This is a genomic window from Microbacterium deminutum (assembly GCF_039530205.1).
Lineage (GTDB): Bacteria > Actinomycetota > Actinomycetes > Actinomycetales > Microbacteriaceae > Microbacterium > Microbacterium deminutum.
In genome coordinates, this window is record NZ_BAAAOG010000003.1 from 78,753 (window position 1) to 94,767 (window position 16,015).

General features: G+C 69.3%; 18 protein-coding genes. 4 read left to right on the forward strand and 14 right to left on the reverse strand.

Going from position 1 to position 16,015, the window contains the following annotated elements:
- Window positions 1–50: 50 nt before the first annotated feature.
- From ABD212_RS10630 to ABD212_RS10685, 12 genes are all read right to left on the reverse strand, one after another.
- Window positions 51–542: a hypothetical protein gene (locus tag ABD212_RS10630; protein WP_344094328.1), complete on the reverse strand. Its 492-nt coding sequence runs from the start codon at window positions 540–542 to the stop codon at window positions 51–53.
- Window positions 543–814: 272 nt separating this feature from the next.
- Window positions 815–1,273: a GyrI-like domain-containing protein gene (locus tag ABD212_RS10635; protein ID WP_344094330.1), complete on the reverse strand. Its 459-nt coding sequence runs from the start codon at window positions 1,271–1,273 to the stop codon at window positions 815–817.
- A gap of 108 nt (window positions 1,274–1,381) precedes the next feature.
- The gene (locus ABD212_RS10640) at window positions 1,382–1,978 is read right to left on the reverse strand and encodes a dihydrofolate reductase family protein (RefSeq protein WP_344094332.1); all 597 of its coding nucleotides are present in this window, start codon (window positions 1,976–1,978) and stop codon (window positions 1,382–1,384) included.
- Window positions 1,979–2,022: 44 nt separating this feature from the next.
- Entirely contained in the window at window positions 2,023–2,199 is a 177-nt protein-coding gene (locus ABD212_RS10645) for a hypothetical protein (protein WP_344094334.1), read from the reverse strand.
- Between the two features lie 86 nt (window positions 2,200–2,285).
- Entirely contained in the window at window positions 2,286–2,984 is a 699-nt protein-coding gene (locus tag ABD212_RS10650) for a response regulator (RefSeq protein ID WP_344094336.1), read from the reverse strand.
- Window positions 2,981–5,515, reverse strand: a complete 2,535-nt coding sequence (locus ABD212_RS10655) for a DUF4118 domain-containing protein (protein ID WP_344094337.1) — start codon at window positions 5,513–5,515, stop codon at window positions 2,981–2,983. The genes ABD212_RS10650 and ABD212_RS10655 overlap by 4 nt, the downstream gene beginning before the upstream one ends.
- Before the next feature lie 23 nt (window positions 5,516–5,538).
- A complete protein-coding gene (kdpC, locus tag ABD212_RS10660) occupies window positions 5,539–6,147 on the reverse strand; it encodes a potassium-transporting ATPase subunit KdpC (RefSeq protein WP_344094338.1) in 609 nt (202 codons plus the stop codon).
- 19 nt (window positions 6,148–6,166) lie between these two features.
- Window positions 6,167–8,386 carry a potassium-transporting ATPase subunit KdpB gene (kdpB, locus tag ABD212_RS10665; RefSeq protein WP_344094340.1) on the reverse strand — a complete coding sequence of 740 codons (2,220 nt, stop codon included), beginning with the start codon at window positions 8,384–8,386 and terminating at the stop codon, window positions 6,167–6,169.
- A gap of 3 nt (window positions 8,387–8,389) precedes the next feature.
- The gene (gene kdpA / locus ABD212_RS10670; protein ID WP_344094342.1) at window positions 8,390–10,081 is read right to left on the reverse strand and encodes a potassium-transporting ATPase subunit KdpA; all 1,692 of its coding nucleotides are present in this window, start codon (window positions 10,079–10,081) and stop codon (window positions 8,390–8,392) included.
- Window positions 10,081–10,170, reverse strand: a complete 90-nt coding sequence (locus ABD212_RS10675; protein WP_344094344.1) for a potassium-transporting ATPase subunit F — start codon at window positions 10,168–10,170, stop codon at window positions 10,081–10,083. The genes kdpA and ABD212_RS10675 overlap by 1 nt, the downstream gene beginning before the upstream one ends.
- Complete coding sequence (locus ABD212_RS10680; RefSeq protein ID WP_344094347.1) at window positions 10,167–10,322, reverse strand: hypothetical protein; 156 nt, start codon at window positions 10,320–10,322, stop codon at window positions 10,167–10,169. The genes ABD212_RS10675 and ABD212_RS10680 overlap by 4 nt, the downstream gene beginning before the upstream one ends.
- A 201-nt stretch (window positions 10,323–10,523) precedes the next feature.
- On the reverse strand, window positions 10,524–10,994 hold the full coding sequence (locus tag ABD212_RS10685; protein WP_344094349.1) for a nitroreductase family deazaflavin-dependent oxidoreductase: 471 nt from the start codon (window positions 10,992–10,994) through the stop codon (window positions 10,524–10,526).
- Window positions 10,995–11,188: 194 nt separating this feature from the next.
- On the opposite strand from ABD212_RS10685, the gene ABD212_RS10690 reads away from it, so the two are divergent.
- Window positions 11,189–11,566 carry a DUF2255 family protein gene (locus ABD212_RS10690; RefSeq protein ID WP_344094352.1) on the forward strand — a complete coding sequence of 126 codons (378 nt, stop codon included), beginning with the start codon at window positions 11,189–11,191 and terminating at the stop codon, window positions 11,564–11,566.
- A 71-nt stretch (window positions 11,567–11,637) separates the two neighbouring features.
- Entirely contained in the window at window positions 11,638–13,116 is a 1,479-nt protein-coding gene (gene cls, locus ABD212_RS10695; protein ID WP_344094355.1) for a cardiolipin synthase, read from the forward strand.
- Window positions 13,117–13,138: 22 nt separating this feature from the next.
- Here cls and ABD212_RS10700 read toward each other — a convergent pair whose 3' ends face one another.
- Window positions 13,139–14,356: an aminoglycoside phosphotransferase family protein gene (locus tag ABD212_RS10700; protein WP_344094357.1), complete on the reverse strand. Its 1,218-nt coding sequence runs from the start codon at window positions 14,354–14,356 to the stop codon at window positions 13,139–13,141.
- Window positions 14,357–14,399: 43 nt separating this feature from the next.
- Here ABD212_RS10700 and ABD212_RS10705 point away from each other — a divergent pair, with 43 nt between their 5' ends.
- Both ABD212_RS10705 and ABD212_RS10710 read left to right on the forward strand, forming a co-directional pair.
- Window positions 14,400–15,266: a DNA-formamidopyrimidine glycosylase family protein gene (locus tag ABD212_RS10705; RefSeq protein ID WP_344094360.1), complete on the forward strand. Its 867-nt coding sequence runs from the start codon at window positions 14,400–14,402 to the stop codon at window positions 15,264–15,266.
- A 9-nt stretch (window positions 15,267–15,275) separates the two neighbouring features.
- Entirely contained in the window at window positions 15,276–15,401 is a 126-nt protein-coding gene (locus ABD212_RS10710; RefSeq protein ID WP_344094363.1) for a hypothetical protein, read from the forward strand.
- 13 nt (window positions 15,402–15,414) lie between these two features.
- On the opposite strand, the gene ABD212_RS10715 is transcribed toward ABD212_RS10710, so the two are convergent.
- On the reverse strand, window positions 15,415–15,993 hold the full coding sequence (locus tag ABD212_RS10715; RefSeq protein WP_344094365.1) for a carboxymuconolactone decarboxylase family protein: 579 nt from the start codon (window positions 15,991–15,993) through the stop codon (window positions 15,415–15,417).
- Window positions 15,994–16,015: the final 22 nt, after the last annotated feature.

The following is a 16,015-nucleotide window of genomic DNA, read 5'->3' on the forward strand; positions in this document are numbered from 1 at the left end:
AGGTGAAGTCCGGGCATTCCCGGGGCGATGTCACAGCTCGCGCCCCAAGGTCAACTCTGGCCGTACAAGATCTGATGGACCGTCCCGTCCGGATTCAGGAGATGCAGTTCGAGGCTGATCGGAATGTCAGGATCGAGGTAGCCCACCCGGTACGGCCAGGAGCGCGGCCCGTCATCCGATGCGGTCTGGGGGTAGAGCGCCAGTACGCCGTCGGCGCTCTCGACGTACCCCTGCTCCTGCGACAGGATGCTGCAATCCGTCGAGGAACGGCACTCCGCGAAGGTGTACTGGTAGAGCCCGTCGGCCGTGAATCTGTAGGTCGCCGACAGGGCGTGGGAGCCGGTGTTGTCGAGCCAGTCGCTCACGCCCCACTCGCCGACGAGCGCAGGGTCCAGTGCTTCGAGGACTGTCGGTAGTGGGCTCGGCTGCGACTCAGACGGTGAGGGCAGTGGCGGCGCCGGAGATGGCGAGCATGCAGACAGCAGGAGCGTGAGCATGAGCGCGAGCGGAGCGATTCGCCGGACTGCGCGAGATGTGTTCATGATCCCTCCCTTTGGGGTGATGAGACTTTTGGGGCGGACGGTGATACAGGTCGGCCGGACAACTCATCGACGTGCCCGCGCTCTTCTCACTCCGGGTCGAGCGGGTCAGCGTGGGCGGGAGCATCGCCCGCGCCGCGCTCAGCCTGGTCGAGCGGGCAGGCAGGGATCTGCTGGACTCGGGGCCATCGGCTATCTCGCCGGCGCGATCGGCTATGGCGACGTGCAGCGACGTTTCGGCCCCTGAGCTGACCCCGGCGCCGCTGGACGTACTCTCACGCCGCAGCGAGCAGCCAGCAGACCTCCACATCGACCTGGCCCGTCGATCGGTCGGGATCGCCGTAGATCTCCCAATGGGGCCCGACCCGCCGGTAGGCACTCTGCGAGATCCATTCATCGAGCGCGCGATACGTCAGATCGAGCTCGGCCATCGGGCCGGTATGAGTCGCCGTGGCCACGAGCCCGCCAGGAAGCGAAGACGCCACCACGCGACCGTGCGAATCGAACCCACCCACCACCTGGACGCCGATCTCGACCGACGGGACGGCGTCCTTGTAGAGCATGATGTTGTGGCCATTCCGGTAGAGCCCGGACGGGGCCTCGTTGCGCAGGAAGTGCCAGACCTCGTCCAGCATCGGGCGCCAGGCCGAGGGGAACTCCTCCCAGGTCGTGACCGCCGCGACCACGGCCGTCGGAGTCGGCTCGACCGTCCTCAGGGTCACCTCAGCGGCCACGTGGGGTAGCGTACTCCGGCCGTGTCCAGCCTGGCCGAGGACTCCGGCCTCGTGCGGACCGCGATCTCGGCCTGTGCGGGCCGGTCACGGGATGCGCCACCCGATCCGTCAGCCCGGCGTGCCGGGAGGCCCGTCGAGAAGGGTCGGGATGTAGTCGAGGAGCTGGATCCGACCATCGAACGTCCGGCTTTCGATGAGTTCGAGACCGACATCCGGGTACCCGTCGTAGATGCGCTCGCGGCCGGTCTCGCCCGTGATGACGGGGAACACGACGACGCGGAACCGGTCGACGAGCCCGGCACGCAGCAGCGAGCCGCAGAGCGCGAGGCTGCCGATGGTGCGGAAGGACTCGCCTTGCGCCTTCATCCGTCGTACCTCCTCGACCGCATCGGTCGAGACCAGACGGCTGTTGGCCCACGTCAGCGGCTCATCCAGGGTGGTGGAGAAGACGACCTTCTGTGTGGTCGTGAGCTCGATCATCGAGTCCTCGTCGGGCGCTTGGGCCGCGAAACCCGACATCAGCCGGTAGGTCGACGCTCCCATCAGGATCGTGTACGCGCGCTCGGGCTGATCGTTCAGCCACTGGAAGTACTCCGGGCCTTCCAGTCCCCACCACCCGGGCCACCCGACCGCAGACGCATATCCGTCCAGCGAGGTGATGAAGTCGATCATGAGCTGGGATGATCCAGCACCGTCGTGCGGCATCGGTCCTCCTTGCGTTCGCGGGGCGACCCCGGGTTGGGCGGCGCTCAGGCCTTCTCGTCCTCTTCCGGTTCGAACGTCGACGCCGTGCCGGTGTGACCGGCCGCGAGTCCGTCGGGGTGCGCGGGAATCGTGCCGTCCTGACCCAGTCCGCCGGGCTTCTCGGTCGCATCCGCGCCCGTGGGCTGCTCCGGCGTGGGCTGTTCGCTGTCGCGCTCGGTCATGGGTTGCCTCCTCGGCAGGCGTTTCCCTCGACGTTAGGCGGAGTGAGGCGCCGATGCCACGGGGTTGACAACCCGGATGACTGCCGTCATCCGCTCGCCTCGCCGCCGACCCCGTCGAGGACGAGCCGGTAGCCCATCCCCGACTCGGTCAGCAGATGCGCCGGGCGGGCGGGGTCGGCCTCGAGCTTCCTCCGCAGCTGCGACATGTACAGCCGCAGGTAGCCGGAGTCGGTCACGCTCTGGCTCGCCCAGATCTCCTTGAGGAGCGTCTGGCGCGTCACGAGGGCGCCGGGATTGCGGGCGAGGTACTCGAGCATCCGCCATTCCGTGGGAGTGAGGTGCACGCGGGCGCCGGCGCGCGTCACCTCCTTCATCGAGAGGTCGATGACGACATCCGCAAACGACACCACCGGGTCGCCACCGGACGGCGTCGTCCGCCGGGAGAGCGCTCGCAGTCGGGCGAGCAGCTCGTCGATCTGGAACGGCTTCGTCACGTAGTCGTCGGCGCCGGCGTCCAGAGCCTCGACCTTGTCGGCGGAGCCGGTTCGACCCGACACCACGATGATCGGGGCGGACGTCCACCCGCGGAGCGCCTCGATCACCTGCACGCCGTCCAGACGCGGCATGCCGAGATCGAGCAGAACGATGTCGGGATGGGTCTGCGCCGCGAGCGCGATCGCGGCGGCACCGTCCGGGGCGGCGACCACGTCGTATCCGTGCGCCGCGAGGGTGATCCGCAGCGCCCGCACGAGCTGCGGGTCGTCGTCCGCGACGAGGATCTTCATCGGGCTGCCTCCGGCGACCGCTCATGAGGGACTTCGGATGTCGCAGCCACCGGCAGCGCGATGACCATGGTGAGGCCGCCGCCCGGGGTGTCCTCGGGCGTCAGCGTGCCGCCCATCCCCTCGGTGAAGCCCTTGGACAGCGCAAGCCCCAGCCCCAGTCCGGTCGTGTTGTCGGTGTCGCCGAGCCGCTGGAAGGGGGCGAACATGTCGTCGCGTCGCTCCGGCGCGATGCCCTCGCCGTGGTCCACGACCCGGATCTGCGCGATGCCGCCGAGCCGGCTGGTCGCCACGCGGACGCGCCGGTCGAGGGGCGAGTGCCTGGCGCCGTTCGCCAGGACGTTGACGAGCACCCGCTGCAGCAGCACCGGATCGGCGCGGAGGTCGGGAAGGTCGGGATCGAGCGCCAGTTCGAGCCGGTCGGGCCCCAGCCCGAGTTCGTCGACGGCTGCGAGCACGGCGCCGGCGGCATCGACCGGTGCCAGCGACACCGCCAGCACCCCGGCCTGCACGCGACTCACGTCGAGCAGGTCGGTGACCAGTGAAGAGAGCGCGGCGAGGCTCTCGTCGGCGGTGTCGATCAGCTCGGCCCGGTCGTCGGGCGACAGGTTCGCGCCCGCACTGCGCAACCCGCCTACAGCGGCAACGGCCGCGGCGAGCGGGCGCCTGATGTCGTGGCTCACGGCCGACAGCAGCGCGGTGCGCACCTGGTCGGTCTCGGCCAGGACGCCCGCTTCCCGTGCAGCCCGGGTGAGCTCGAAGCGCTCCAGAGCGGCCTCGAGCTGGGTCACGATCACATCCAGGAGGCGCCGCTCCGAGGCATCCAGTTCGCCGCCGTGCAGTTCGAGGGTCCCTCGGGTGGCGTCCTCGGGTCCGACCGTGACGCGGATGACGCGTCCGTCGGGCACGGGTTCGCCGTCCGTCGCGATGACCGTGCCGTCGGGTGCGACAAGGCGCGCGCCCGTCATGCCGAACGCCTCCCGGGCGCGGCTGACCAGCGCGAGGACGGCGCTCTCGCCGCGCAGGACGCTCCCGGCGACGGTGGCGAGCAGTTCCGACTCCGCGGCCGCGCGCTGCGCCATGCGCGTGCTGCGAGCGGCCTGGTCGACGATGTAGCTGACGAGCATCGCGATGATGACGTACAGGACGAGGGCGATCGCGTGAAGCGGATCGGCGATCGTCACGGTGTAGAGCGGGTCCACGAACAGGAAGTCGAGGGTGAATCCGGAGAGGATCGCGGCGAACAGCGCCGGCCAGATGCCGCCGATCAGCGCGACGATCACCACGAGGAGCTGGTACGCCAGGACCTCGGAGGTGATCGACCCCTCGGTGCGGAAGCTGTAGAGGAACCACGACAGCAGCGGGCCGAACACCAGGGCGACGGCGAAGCCGAGGACGCGCCGCTTGACACTGAGCGCGCCGCCCGTCATGCGGGGGAGTGCGAACCCTCCGCCGGCCGCCGAGTGCGTGACGATGTGCACGTCGATGTCGCCCGACTCGCGGACGACCGTCGCGCCGATCCCGGGTCCGGTGAGCGCGGCCGCCAGGCGCCCGCGACGGCTCACGCCGATCACGAGCTGCGTGGCATTCACTGATCGGGCGAACTCGACGAGCGCGATCGGCACGTCGTCGGCCACCACCTGGTGATACGTGCCCCCGAGCGACTCCACGAGAGCCCGCTGGCCCGCGAGGGCGCCGGGAGCCGAGGTGCGCAGCCCGTCCTGGCTGGAGACGTGGATGGCGAGCAGCTCACCACCGGCCGAGCGCGCTGCGATGCGGGCTCCCCGTCGGATGAGCGTCTCGCCCTCGGGGCCTCCGGTGAGGGCGACGACGACCCGCTCACGGGCGTGCCAGGCACCCGTGATGCCGTGTTCGGCGCGATAGAGCTTGAGGGCGCTGTCGACCTCGTCGGCGAGCCACAGCAGGGCGAGCTCCCGCAGCGCCGTGAGGTTTCCGAGCCGGAAGTAGTTCGACAGCGCGGCATCCACCCGCTCGGCGGGATAGACGACGCCGGCCGCGAGACGGTCGCGCAGCGACTGCGGCGCGAGGTCGACGACCTCCACCTCGTCGGCGGCGCGGACGACCGCATCCGGAACGGTCTCGCGCTGCACGATCCCGGTGATCTGCTCGACGACGTCGTTCAGCGAGGCGATGTGCTGCACGTTGACGGTCGTGATCACATCGATGCCGGCCTCCAGGAGCTGCTGGACATCCTGCCAGCGCTTCTCGTTGCGGGAACCCGGGGCGTTGGTGTGAGCGAGCTCGTCCACGAGCGCGAGCTGTGGATGACGCTCCAGCACGGCGTCGACATCCATCTCGGTGAGGTCCACGCCACGGTGCGCGACCGTGCGACGCGCCACGACCGGCAGCCCCTCGGCGAGGGCAGCGGTCGCCGCGCGATCGTGCGTCTCGACGAAGCCGATGACGACGTCGCGGCCGGCGGCGCGCAGCCGGCGACCTTCTTCGAGCATCTCGTAGGTCTTGCCGACGCCGGGCGCGGCACCCAGCAGCACCCGCAGGCGACCGCGCTTCATCTGACGATCCTCCGCTTTCGCCGTCAGCCCCGAAGGGCGTCCAGCGCCAGGTTGAGCTCCAGCACTTCGACCCTCGGCTCGCCGAGGAATCCGAGGTCCCGCCCCTGAATCCTAGACTCCACGAGATCGCGCACGGCCCTAGGGTCGAGGCCGCGCGCCCGCGCGACCCGGTCAACCTGCAGGAGGGCGTACGCGGGGCTGATGTCGGGGTCCAGACCGGATGCCGAGGCCGTCAGTGCGTCGGCGGGGATCTGGCCCGGGTCGACGCCCTCGAACGAGGCGATCGCCGCGCGCCGATCCTCGATCGCACTGATGAGGTCGGGATTCTCGGGTCCGAGGTTGGAGCCGCTGGACGCGCCGCCGTCGTACCCCTCGCCGGCGGCTGAGGGGCGCGGCTGGAAGTATCGGGGCGAGGGGGCGCCGTCGGCATCCGCGAAGGACTGTCCGATCAGGGCGGAACCGACCACGCGGCCGTCTGCCTTCACGAGCGATCCGTTCGCCTGCCAGGGCAGGGTGACCTGGCCGATGGCGGTGATGAGCAGTGTGTAGCCGACGCCGAGGACGAGCGTGAAAACCAGCATGGCGCGGAGGGCCACGTTCGCCTGGCGCAGGGTGGTGCGGGCGGTGGACATGAGGGTTCTCCTTCTGAGCTCAGAAGCCGGGGATGAGGCGCACGACGAGGTCGATGAGCCAGATGCCGACGAACGGGGCGATGATGCCGCCGATGCCGTAGATCAGCAGGTTGCGGCTGAGGATGCGCGAGGCGTTGGCGGGCCGGTACTTGACGCCACGCAGCGCGAGCGGGATGAGCACGACGATCACGATCGCGTTGAAGATGATCGCGCTCATGACGGCGGATGCCGGCGAGTGCAGCCCCATCACGTTGAGCACCGCGAGCCCCGGGAACACCCCCATGAACATCGCCGGGATGATCGCGAAGTACTTGGCGATGTCGTTCGCCAGCGAGAAGGTCGTGAGGGCTCCGCGCGTGATCAGCAGCTGCTTGCCGATGCGCACGACGTCGATCAGCTTGGTGGGGTCGGAGTCGAGGTCGACCATGTTGCCCGCCTCCTTGGCGGCCGAGGTGCCGGTGTTCATCGCGACGCCGACATCCGCCTGAGCGAGGGCGGGTGCGTCGTTCGTGCCGTCCCCGGTCATCGCGACGAGGTTGCCGCCCTCCTGCTCGCGCCGGATGAGTGCGAGCTTGTCCTCGGGTGTCGCCTCGGCGAGGAAGTCGTCCACCCCCGCCTCGGCGGCGATCGCCTTCGCCGTCAGCGGGTTGTCACCCGTGATCATGACGGTGCGGATGCCCATTCGACGCAGCTCTTCGAAGCGGTCGCGCAGGCCGTCCTTGACGATGTCCTTCAGGTGGATGACGCCCAGCACCCGTCCGGTCGGCTCGCCTGTCGACGCGCCGTGTGCGCTCCGGGTCGCGACGACGAGGGGAGTTCCGCCGGACTGCCCGATCGCGCCTGTCTCGCGTGTCAGCCGTGCGCGCACGTCGGGGTGGACTTCGCCCTCCTCGTCCAGCCACGCGACCACGGCCGAGCCGGCGCCCTTGCGGATCCGCGAACCGTCCGCGAGATCGAGCCCGCTCATCCGGGTCTGCGCCGTGAACGGCACGACGATCGCGCCGGCGGGCTGGGCGATCCGGATGCCGCCTTCCGCGGCCAGCTCGACCACCGAGGTGCCCTCGGGTGTGGGATCGGCCAGCGACGACAGTGCGGCGGCGCGTGCGAGCTCGTCCTCGGCGACCCCCGGCATCGCGATGAACGCGCTCGCCCGGCGGTTGCCGTAGGTGATCGTCCCGGTCTTGTCGAGGAGGAGCGTCGTGACGTCGCCCGCGGCTTCGACCGCGCGCCCGGACATCGCGAGGACGTTGCGCTGCACGAGCCGATCCATCCCCGCGATGCCGATGGCCGACAGCAGAGCGCCGATCGTGGTGGGGATGAGGCAGACGAGCAGCGCCACGAGCACCGTGATGCTCACGGGGGACGCGGCATAGGACGCCATCGGGTTGAGGGTGAGCACGACGATCACGAAGACGATCGACAGGCTCGCGAGCAGGATGTTCAGCGCGATCTCGTTCGGGGTCTTCTGACGGCTCGCTCCCTCGACGAGCGCGATCATGCGGTCGACGAACGTCTCGCCCGGCTTCGACGTGATGCGCACGACGATCCGGTCCGACAGCACCCGCGTCCCACCGGTCACGGCACTGCGGTCGCCTCCGGATTCGCGGATGACGGGCGCCGACTCGCCGGTGATGGCCGACTCGTCGACCGTGGCGATGCCGTGCACGATGTCGCCGTCGCCGGGGATCAGCTCGCCCGCGGCGACGATCACGACGTCGTCGAATCCCAGCTCGGATGACGCGATCTCGGTGATCGCGGCGTGCTCGGCGTCGGCGTCGGCCGATCCGTCATAGCGATCGACGCGATGCGCCATGGTGCTGGTGCGGGTCTTGCGCAGGCTCGCGGCCTGCGCCTTGCCGCGCCCCTCGGCGACGGACTCGGCGAGGTTCGCGAACAGCACGGTGAGCCAGAGCCACACGGCGATGCCCGCCGTGAAGCCGATGGGCACGGCGCTGCCGCCCGATGCACCCGGCCCGCCCGTCAGCGGTTCGAAGATCGCGATCGCGGTGGTGAGGGCCGCGCCGATCCACACCAGGAACATGACCGGGTTGCGCCACAGGGCGGCCGGGTTGAGCTTGCGCAGGGCTCCGGGCAGCGCCTGGACGAGCTGCGCCCAGGTGAATGCACCTCGGGGGCGTTTCGTCTCGCTTCGCTCGCTCAACGACCAGGGCGCCGGTTCCGGTCGTTGAGCGTGGGAGCGAGGCGACCGAGACGAAACGTCGTGAGTGGAGATGTTCATGGTTCAGACGAGCCCTTCCGCCAGGGGACCCAGCGTGAGTACTGGAAAGTAGGTGAGTGCGGTGACGACGATCGCGACCCCGCCGAGCAGCCCTGCGAACTGCGGCGTGTAGGTCGGCAGGGTGCCCGCGGTCGTGGGGACGCGATCCTGTTTCGCGAGCGAGCCCGCCAGGGCCAGCACCAGCACGATCGGCACGAACCGGCCGAGCAGCATGGCGACCCCGAGTGCGGAGTTGAGCCACGGCGTGTTCGCGGTGAGCCCCGCGAACGCCGACCCGTTGTTGTTCGCCGCGGACGTGAAGGCGTAGAGCACTTCGCTCAGACCGTGGACTCCGGGGTTCAAGATCGACACCGATTCGACGTCGTCTCGCACGCCCGGCAGGGCGAAGCTCAGGGCCGTCCCGGTCAGGACGAGAAGGGGCGTCACCAAGATGTAAAGGCTCGCGAGCTTGATCTCGCGTGGCCCGATCTTCTTGCCCAGATACTCGGGAGTGCGGCCGACGAGCAGGCCGCCGACGAACACGGCGATCACCGCGAGCACCAGCATCCCGTACAGACCCGATCCGGTGCCGCCGGGGGCGACCTCGCCGAGCATCATGTTGATCATCGGCAGCATCCCGCCCAGGGCCGTGAACGAATCGTGCATGGCGTTCACCGCCCCGGTCGACGTGAGCGTCGTGGCTCCGGCGAACAGGGTCGAGCCGAAGATGCCGAAGCGCTGCTCCTTGCCTTCCATGGCGCCGCCGGCCAGCTGCACGGCCGTGCCCTGTCCGAACGCCTCGAGGACGGAGAGCACGGTGATGCTGACGAGGAAGATCGCCGCCATCACGGCGAGGATCGCGTACCCCTGCCGGTTGTCGCCGACGATCCTGCCGAACGCGCGGGGCAGGGCGAACGGGATCGCAAGCAGCAGAAGGATCTCGAGCATGCTCGACCACGGCGTCGGGTTCTCGAAAGGGTGGGCCGAGTTGGCGTTGAAGAAGCCGCCGCCGTTGGTGCCGAGCTCCTTGATCGCCTCCTGCGAGGCGACCGGTCCGCCCGGCAGCACCTGCGTTCCGCCGGCGAGCGCATGCACGTCGGTGAATCCGTTGAAGTTCTGGATGACGCCGGCCGCCAGCAGCGCGACCGCGGCGATGATCGACAGGGGCAGGAGAAGCCGGAACGTGCCGCGCACGAGGTCGACCCAGAAGTTTCCGAGGGTGTCGCTGCGCCGAGCCGCGAAGCCGCGGACGAGTGCGATGGCCACCGCGATTCCGACGGCGGCGGAAACGAAGTTCTGCACCGCGAGTCCGGCGAGCTGAACCGTGTACCCGAGCGTCAGCTCGGGCGAGTAGGACTGCCAGTTCGTGTTCGTCACGAACGAGACGGCGGTGTTGAACGCGAGCCCTTCGGGCACCGGCGGCAGCCCGAGCGAGTACGGCAGCACCGCCTGCAGGCGCTGGAGCAGGTAGACGAAGACGACGCCCATGGCCGAGAAGACCAGCACACCGCGCAGGTACGCCTGCCAGGTCTGAGCGGATGCCGGATCCACGCCGATCACGCGATAGATGCCGCGCTCGAACCGCAGGTCTCTGCGGCTCTGGTAGACGTAAGCGATGTAGTCGCCGAGGGGCCGGTAGAGCAGGGCGAGGATCAGCACCAGCGTGGCGAGCTGGAGGATGCCGAACCAGACCGCCTCGGAAGTGACGCCGCTCATCAGAAGCGCTCCGGCTTCACCAGGGCGAAAACGAGGTAGACGATGGCCGCCAGCGCGAGCGCAGCGGCGATCCAGCCGAAGACGATCACAGTCTCTCGACCCCCTTCGCGAGGCCGACGAGCGCGAAGAGCGCGAGCGTCGCCGCCAGGTAGATCACATCGAGCACAGGAACTCCCGTCGGGATCCCGGCGAGGCCGGGGCGGTCCGCGCGACAGCCGCGCGGGTGCCCGTCGTCGGGCACGAGTCCGATGCAACACGCGCTGCAGGGCCGAGCGCGGCATCCTCACGGAATCCATACGGACGGGCGACGGATCCTAACGTCGCGCACCCGCCGCGCTCAGCGGGCGAGCTCCGCCCGGTCGGGGCGGAAGAACTCGCAGATCGACGAACCCATCGTCTCCGTCAGCCCCGCCAGCACAGGCGGACGGCACCGGTGGCGCGGCTATGCCGCGTCGGGTTTCGGCGTCAGCCTGATCACGGGCACCTCGCGGTCCGTGACGGTCTCGTACTTGGCGAACCGAGGCGCGATGGAGACGATCCGCGCCCAGGCCTCCGCTCGATCGTCGCCATGCAGTTCCACGGGCTCGACGGCTGTCGTCCTGCCGGCGAGCTTCACATGGACGGCATCCGGGTGGGCCGCGATGTTGTAATACCAGGACGGGTTGCGCGGCCCTCCCGCGGCCGACGCGACGATGATCCACCCGCCACCGGAAGCCGGAAACCACGCGACCGGTGTCTGGCGCTGCTCACCACTCTTCTTGCCGAGGGTCTCGAGAACGAGGGCGTCCATGCCCATGAACTTGCCGCCTCGGCGACTGAGCCGGTTCACCATGCGAGTGGTGAACCAACGTGCCATCGGGGTTGCCCGGGGCTGGCGGGCTCCGTACGTGCCGTTGCGTGCCGTGAAGCTCATTGTGGAATCCCTTCGCTCACCTCGATCCTCCACCCGGGGGCGGGGGCCAGGATGGGAATGACCGCTGCACGGACGATTCGGCATCCGCGCAGTGCCGGCATTCCGCGAAGCGCCCCGTTGCAGGTACCGCCCGGACCTCGCGGCCGAAGGGCGAGGCACGGTTGACTGGTCGCAATATACCGAGAGGAGAAGCCATGGCGAGCTTCACAGTGCGCGAGCTGGACACGATCGGCGGGGCCGACCAGCTGCAGATCAGCTCCCGCCGCTTCAACGGCACGATGCGCCCGTTCGTGACCATCTGGGGCGTCCGCGACGGAGACCACATCTACGTGCGATCCGCTCACGGAGCCACCAACGGATGGTTCCGTCGCGCGGTGACGAGCGGTCACGGATGGATCCGCGCCGCCGGAGCGCAGCGGCGGGTCACCTTCGATCGCGTCGTCGATGCAGCGACGCAGCAACGGCTCGACATCGAATACCACCGCAAGTACGACAAGTACGGTCCGCTCATGGTCGGCCCGGTCGTCGGCCCCGGAGTCTGGGCAGTCACGCTGCGCCTGATCGCCGAGTAGCGTCCGGCGCTCGAACCCGTTCGCGCGCGAAACGGACGGCAGAGCGCGGATGCCGATAGCCTGACCGCACTATGGACGGTTCACTCCTCGCCAACCTGATCTGGATCATCGCCTTCCTCGCGGACCTCACGATCAAGGTCCTCGCCCTGATCTTCATACCGCGCCATCGCAAGCCCACTGCGGCCATGGCGTGGCTGCTGGCGATCTTCCTGATCCCGTTCATCGGCATCGTGCTGTTCCTGCTGATCGGCAACTTCCGGCTGCCGAAGAAACGGCGCGATGAGCAGGCGCGGATCGACGCGCTGATCAAGGAGCGCGTCGGCGCGACGAGCGACGTCGTGGCCGACGAGTCGACCTGGCCCCGATGGTTCCAGCGGGTGGCGCAGCAGAACGAGGACCTCACCGCCCTGCCCGCAGTGGGCGGGAACGGTGCGAGGCTGTACGGCGACTATCAGGCCTCGATCGACGCGATGGCGACCGAGATCGACACCGCACGGAGCTGGGTCCATGTCGAGTTCTTCATCGTTTCGTGGGATGACACCACGCGCGGGTTCTTCTCCGCGATGGAGCGTGCGGTCGCCCGTGGGGTGAGTGTGAGACTGCTCGCCGACCACATCTCGTCGCGCAAGATGGCCCATTCCAAGGAGACGTTCGCCGAGCTCGACCGGATCGGGGTGAAGTGGGAATGGATGCTGCCCGTCATGCCGTTCAAGAGCAAGTACCAGCGCCCGGACCTGCGCAACCACCGCAAGATCGTCGTCGTCGATGGTCGAGTGGCGTTCATGGGGTCGCAGAACCTCATCGACCGCACGTACAACTCCGAGAAGAACATCAAGCGCGGCCTGAAGTGGCAGGAGCTCGTCACCCGGCTCACCGGGCCGGTCGTGGCATCCGTGAATGCGGTGTTCCTCTCGGACTGGCTGATCGAGACGGGCGAGAACCTCATCGGCACCGAGCACGTGCCCGTCGCGGAGCTCACTGCGTACTCCGGTCCGGATGCCGTCGTCTGCCAGGTGGTGCCCTCGGGTCCCGGCTACCAGACCGAGAACAACCTGCGGCTGTTCCTCTCGCTCATCTACGGCGCGACGGAGAAGGTCATCTTGACGAGCCCCTACTTCGTGCCCGACGAGGCGATGGTCTACGCGATCACCACCGCGTGCCAGCGAGGCCTCGAGGTGCAGCTGTTCGTGTCCGAGATCGGCGACCAGGGACTGGTGTATCACGCGCAGCGGTCCTACTACGACGACCTCCTCGACGCCGGCGTGAAGATCTTCCTCTATCCGGCGCCGTTCATCCTGCACTCGAAGCACTTCTCGATCGACGACCGGATCGCCGTGATCGGATCCAGCAACATGGACATCCGGTCGTTCAGCCTCAACATGGAGGTCTCGCTCATGGTCCTCGGCGAATCGTTCGTCGCGGCCATGCGCGAGGTCGAGCAGGGTTACCGGGACGCCGGCCGTCAGCTCACCCTCGAGGAATGGCGCCGCGAACCTGCGAAGGCGACCTTCCTCGACGGCATCGCGCGCCTCACGTCCGCGGTGAACTGACCCGTCGCCGGAGCGGCATCGATCACCCGGGCAGCAGCGCCGCGGTGCGTCGCAGCCAGAGCAGATCGTCCGTCTCGTGGTAGATCCGCTCGTCGGGCTCGATGTGGTCGAGGAAGTGGCGGTAGATCACCGCCTGTCGCAGGGCGCCGACCGGGGAGACGAGGGATGCCGCGTGCCCGGCGTCCGAGCCGGGCACCTCGCGCTCCCAGCTCTGGATCCAGTGCGCCTCGACTGCGGCCCGCTGCGCGGGCGGCATCCGTTCCGTGAACGCCGCCATGTCGAGAAGCGGATGCCCCACACCGCTGTCGCCCCAGTCGAGGATCGTCAGGTCGACGGCCGTGCCCCGCGTGTTGCCCGGGTGGAAGTCCCCGTGCACGAGGGTGTCGGGGATGCCGCACGCCGCCAGGTCGCGCAGGCGACCGTCGAGCCCGTCGATGAGCTTCTCGAGCGATCGCCGTTCCTGCGCATCGAGGTCGCGCGCGCGCAGGCGCAGCACATGGTGCGCGGGCGCGGCGAGTGACGGAAGCCGCCAGTCAGGCAGGCCGAGCCCCCGCAGGGCGTCGACGTCGGCGCCGGGTCCCCGTTGGATCGAGATGAGCGCGTCGACCATCGCCAGCGCGCGATCGGCAGCGGGAGCGTAAAGATCGTCGCCCGCGACATCCGCCAGCAGCACGACCCCGTCGCCGTGCCCCAGCAGCTGCGGCACGGCATATCCGGCGACGCGCTCGAGCACGCGACCTTCGTGCGCGAAAAACGGCGGCACCGCCTTCAGCCAGACCGTCCCCGCTGTCGTGGGGACCCTCCAGATGCTCGAGAGGTTCCACGTGCGGACCTGGATCGGCGGTGCAGTGCGGCGGATGCCGCGCGCCGCCAGCTGCTCCTCCGCCCAGGCGAAGTGCGCCGCAGGTCCGCCGGGGCGTGCCCACGGCATCCGGAACCGCCGCGGCCGCAGTGCCTCGTCGAGGAGGCTGGGGGAGACCGGGGTGAGGGCGGGGTCCAGGCCGGAGTGCTCCGCGAGGTAGGTGGTCCGATCGGGTTCGCCGCCGGCGCCGCGCTCGACGGTGAGCAGTCGCAGCACCACGATCGAGAGGCCGAGGTCGTCGCGGGCGGCGGCCACGAGCGGCTCGACGTGCCCCCAGTACGGTGAGGCCACCGCGAAATCCGGTGTCGTGCCGAGCGGCGCACCGTCGGCGTCGCACACGATCAGACGCGCGATCCGGGTGGAGGGGTCGTCGGCCACCCTGGCAGGCTACGGCATGGGCGGTTCGTGGAATCATGGGCGCATGCCCGAGTCCCCAGAGGTGCAGGAGCTCGCGAACTTCCTCAACGCGCACGCGGCGGGTCGCACGATCCGCACCGTCGACGTGCTCCTACCGAAGGCGTTGAAGACGGCGACGCCGCCGATCGGCATGCTGGTCGCCGCGCGCGTCGCCGAGGTCAGCCGCATCGCCAAGATGCTCGACATCGCGGTCGAATCGCCCGAGGACGGCATCCGGCATGTGATCGTGCACTTCGGTCACGACGGCTGGGTGCTGTGGCACGACTCGGCACCCGACGACCTGAAGCGCGCCGGCGAGGCCACGCTGGTGGCGCGCCTGCGCCTTTCGGGCGACGTCGCCGCCGGCCCCGGATTCGATCTGACGGATGCCGGCCAGTGGAAGGCGCTCACGATCCATCTCGTGCGGACGCCGTCCGATGTTCCCGCCGTCGCGAAGCTCGGACCCGATCCGACGGCGCCCGGGTTCACGGAGGCGGAGTTCGCCGAGATCGTCGCCGGCCGCCGCAAGCAGATCAAGGCCCTGCTGCAGGATCAGACGGCGCTGGCGGGCATCGGCAACGCGTACTCGGATGAGATCCTGCACGCCGCGCAGATCTCGCCGGTCGTTCATGCCGCGCTCCTCTCGGGGGAGCAGGTGTCGCGCCTGTACCGCGAGACCCGCGCCGTGCTGCTGGGCGCGACCGAAGCGCGGCGGGGCGTGCCTCCCGCCGAGCTGCGGGCGTCGAAGATCGCCGCGCTGCGCGTCCACCGTCGCACCGGCCAGACGTGCTGGAGATGCGGCGGAACGATCCACGAGTACTCGTTCTCGGGTGCCGCCGCGCAGTACTGCCCGACGTGCCAGACGGACGGCGTGCTGCTGGAGGCCGGTTAGCATGGGGAGATGACGACTTCGCCGCTGCCGACCCCGACCCCGACCCTCCAGCCGATCAGCGACGCCAAGGTGCTGCTCACGGTGATCGAGTCCGCCGGATCCTGCTGCGGCGGCTCGTCCTGCGCGATCGACTGAAGCTCCTGCCGACTCAGTCCGTCACGGGTGCCAGCAGTGCCGCCGCCAGCTCGGCGCTGAGCCCGGGCACATCCTCGACCGGCACCGCAAGCGCCTGCAGGGTTCGGCTGAAGTAATTGCGCGCCCCGGCAGCGAGTGCGATGTCGACGATCTGGCGATCGGTGAAGCCGTGGTCGCGAAGCGACTGCGAATCCGCCTCGGTCATGCTTCCGGCATCCGACGACAGCCTCTCGGCGAACCGCATCACGGCGACATCGGCGTCGGCGAGGCCCGCGGTCTCGTAGTCTCGCGCGACTCTCTCGAGCTGCTCCGCGGTGAGAGCGTCGGCTCGCAGCGTCTTGCGGCCGTGCGCGAGCAGGCAGTGCGGCGACGGGATGGCGCGCGCGGCCGCGAGCGTGGCGAGCTCGTACGTGCGCACGCCGATCGACGGGACGATCGCCCGGATCAGCGCCTCGAACGCCTGATGGGCCTCGGGATTGATCGCCATCATGCGGGTATGGCTGAAGACGAATCCGACGTCGCGCAGGTCTGACTGGTACATGTCGGCGACATGGCCTTCGGCATCGTCGAGGGTGGGTGGAACAACGATCATGCGGCCCTCCTTGCGGCCGGCC

Coding starts and splice junctions, on each gene's coding strand:
- ABD212_RS10630 (WP_344094328.1), bottom strand. CDS start 542: ATGAACACATCTCGCGCAGTCCGGCGAATCGCTCCGCTCGCGCTCATG.
- ABD212_RS10640 (WP_344094332.1), bottom strand. CDS start 1,978: ATGCCGCACGACGGTGCTGGATCATCCCAGCTCATGATCGACTTCATC.
- ABD212_RS10645 (WP_344094334.1), bottom strand. CDS start 2,199: ATGACCGAGCGCGACAGCGAACAGCCCACGCCGGAGCAGCCCACGGGC.
- ABD212_RS10650 (WP_344094336.1), bottom strand. CDS start 2,984: ATGAAGATCCTCGTCGCGGACGACGACCCGCAGCTCGTGCGGGCGCTG.
- ABD212_RS10655 (WP_344094337.1), bottom strand. CDS start 5,515: ATGAAGCGCGGTCGCCTGCGGGTGCTGCTGGGTGCCGCGCCCGGCGTC.
- kdpC (WP_344094338.1), bottom strand. CDS start 6,147: ATGTCCACCGCCCGCACCACCCTGCGCCAGGCGAACGTGGCCCTCCGC.
- kdpB (WP_344094340.1), bottom strand. CDS start 8,386: ATGAACATCTCCACTCACGACGTTTCGTCTCGGTCGCCTCGCTCCCAC.
- kdpA (WP_344094342.1), bottom strand. CDS start 10,081: ATGAGCGGCGTCACTTCCGAGGCGGTCTGGTTCGGCATCCTCCAGCTC.
- ABD212_RS10685 (WP_344094349.1), bottom strand. CDS start 10,994: ATGAGCTTCACGGCACGCAACGGCACGTACGGAGCCCGCCAGCCCCGG.
- ABD212_RS10690 (WP_344094352.1), top strand. CDS start 11,189: ATGGCGAGCTTCACAGTGCGCGAGCTGGACACGATCGGCGGGGCCGAC.
- cls (WP_344094355.1), top strand. CDS start 11,638: ATGGACGGTTCACTCCTCGCCAACCTGATCTGGATCATCGCCTTCCTC.
- ABD212_RS10705 (WP_344094360.1), top strand. CDS start 14,400: ATGCCCGAGTCCCCAGAGGTGCAGGAGCTCGCGAACTTCCTCAACGCG.
- ABD212_RS10710 (WP_344094363.1), top strand. CDS start 15,276: ATGACGACTTCGCCGCTGCCGACCCCGACCCCGACCCTCCAGCCGATC.
- ABD212_RS10715 (WP_344094365.1), bottom strand. CDS start 15,993: ATGATCGTTGTTCCACCCACCCTCGACGATGCCGAAGGCCATGTCGCC.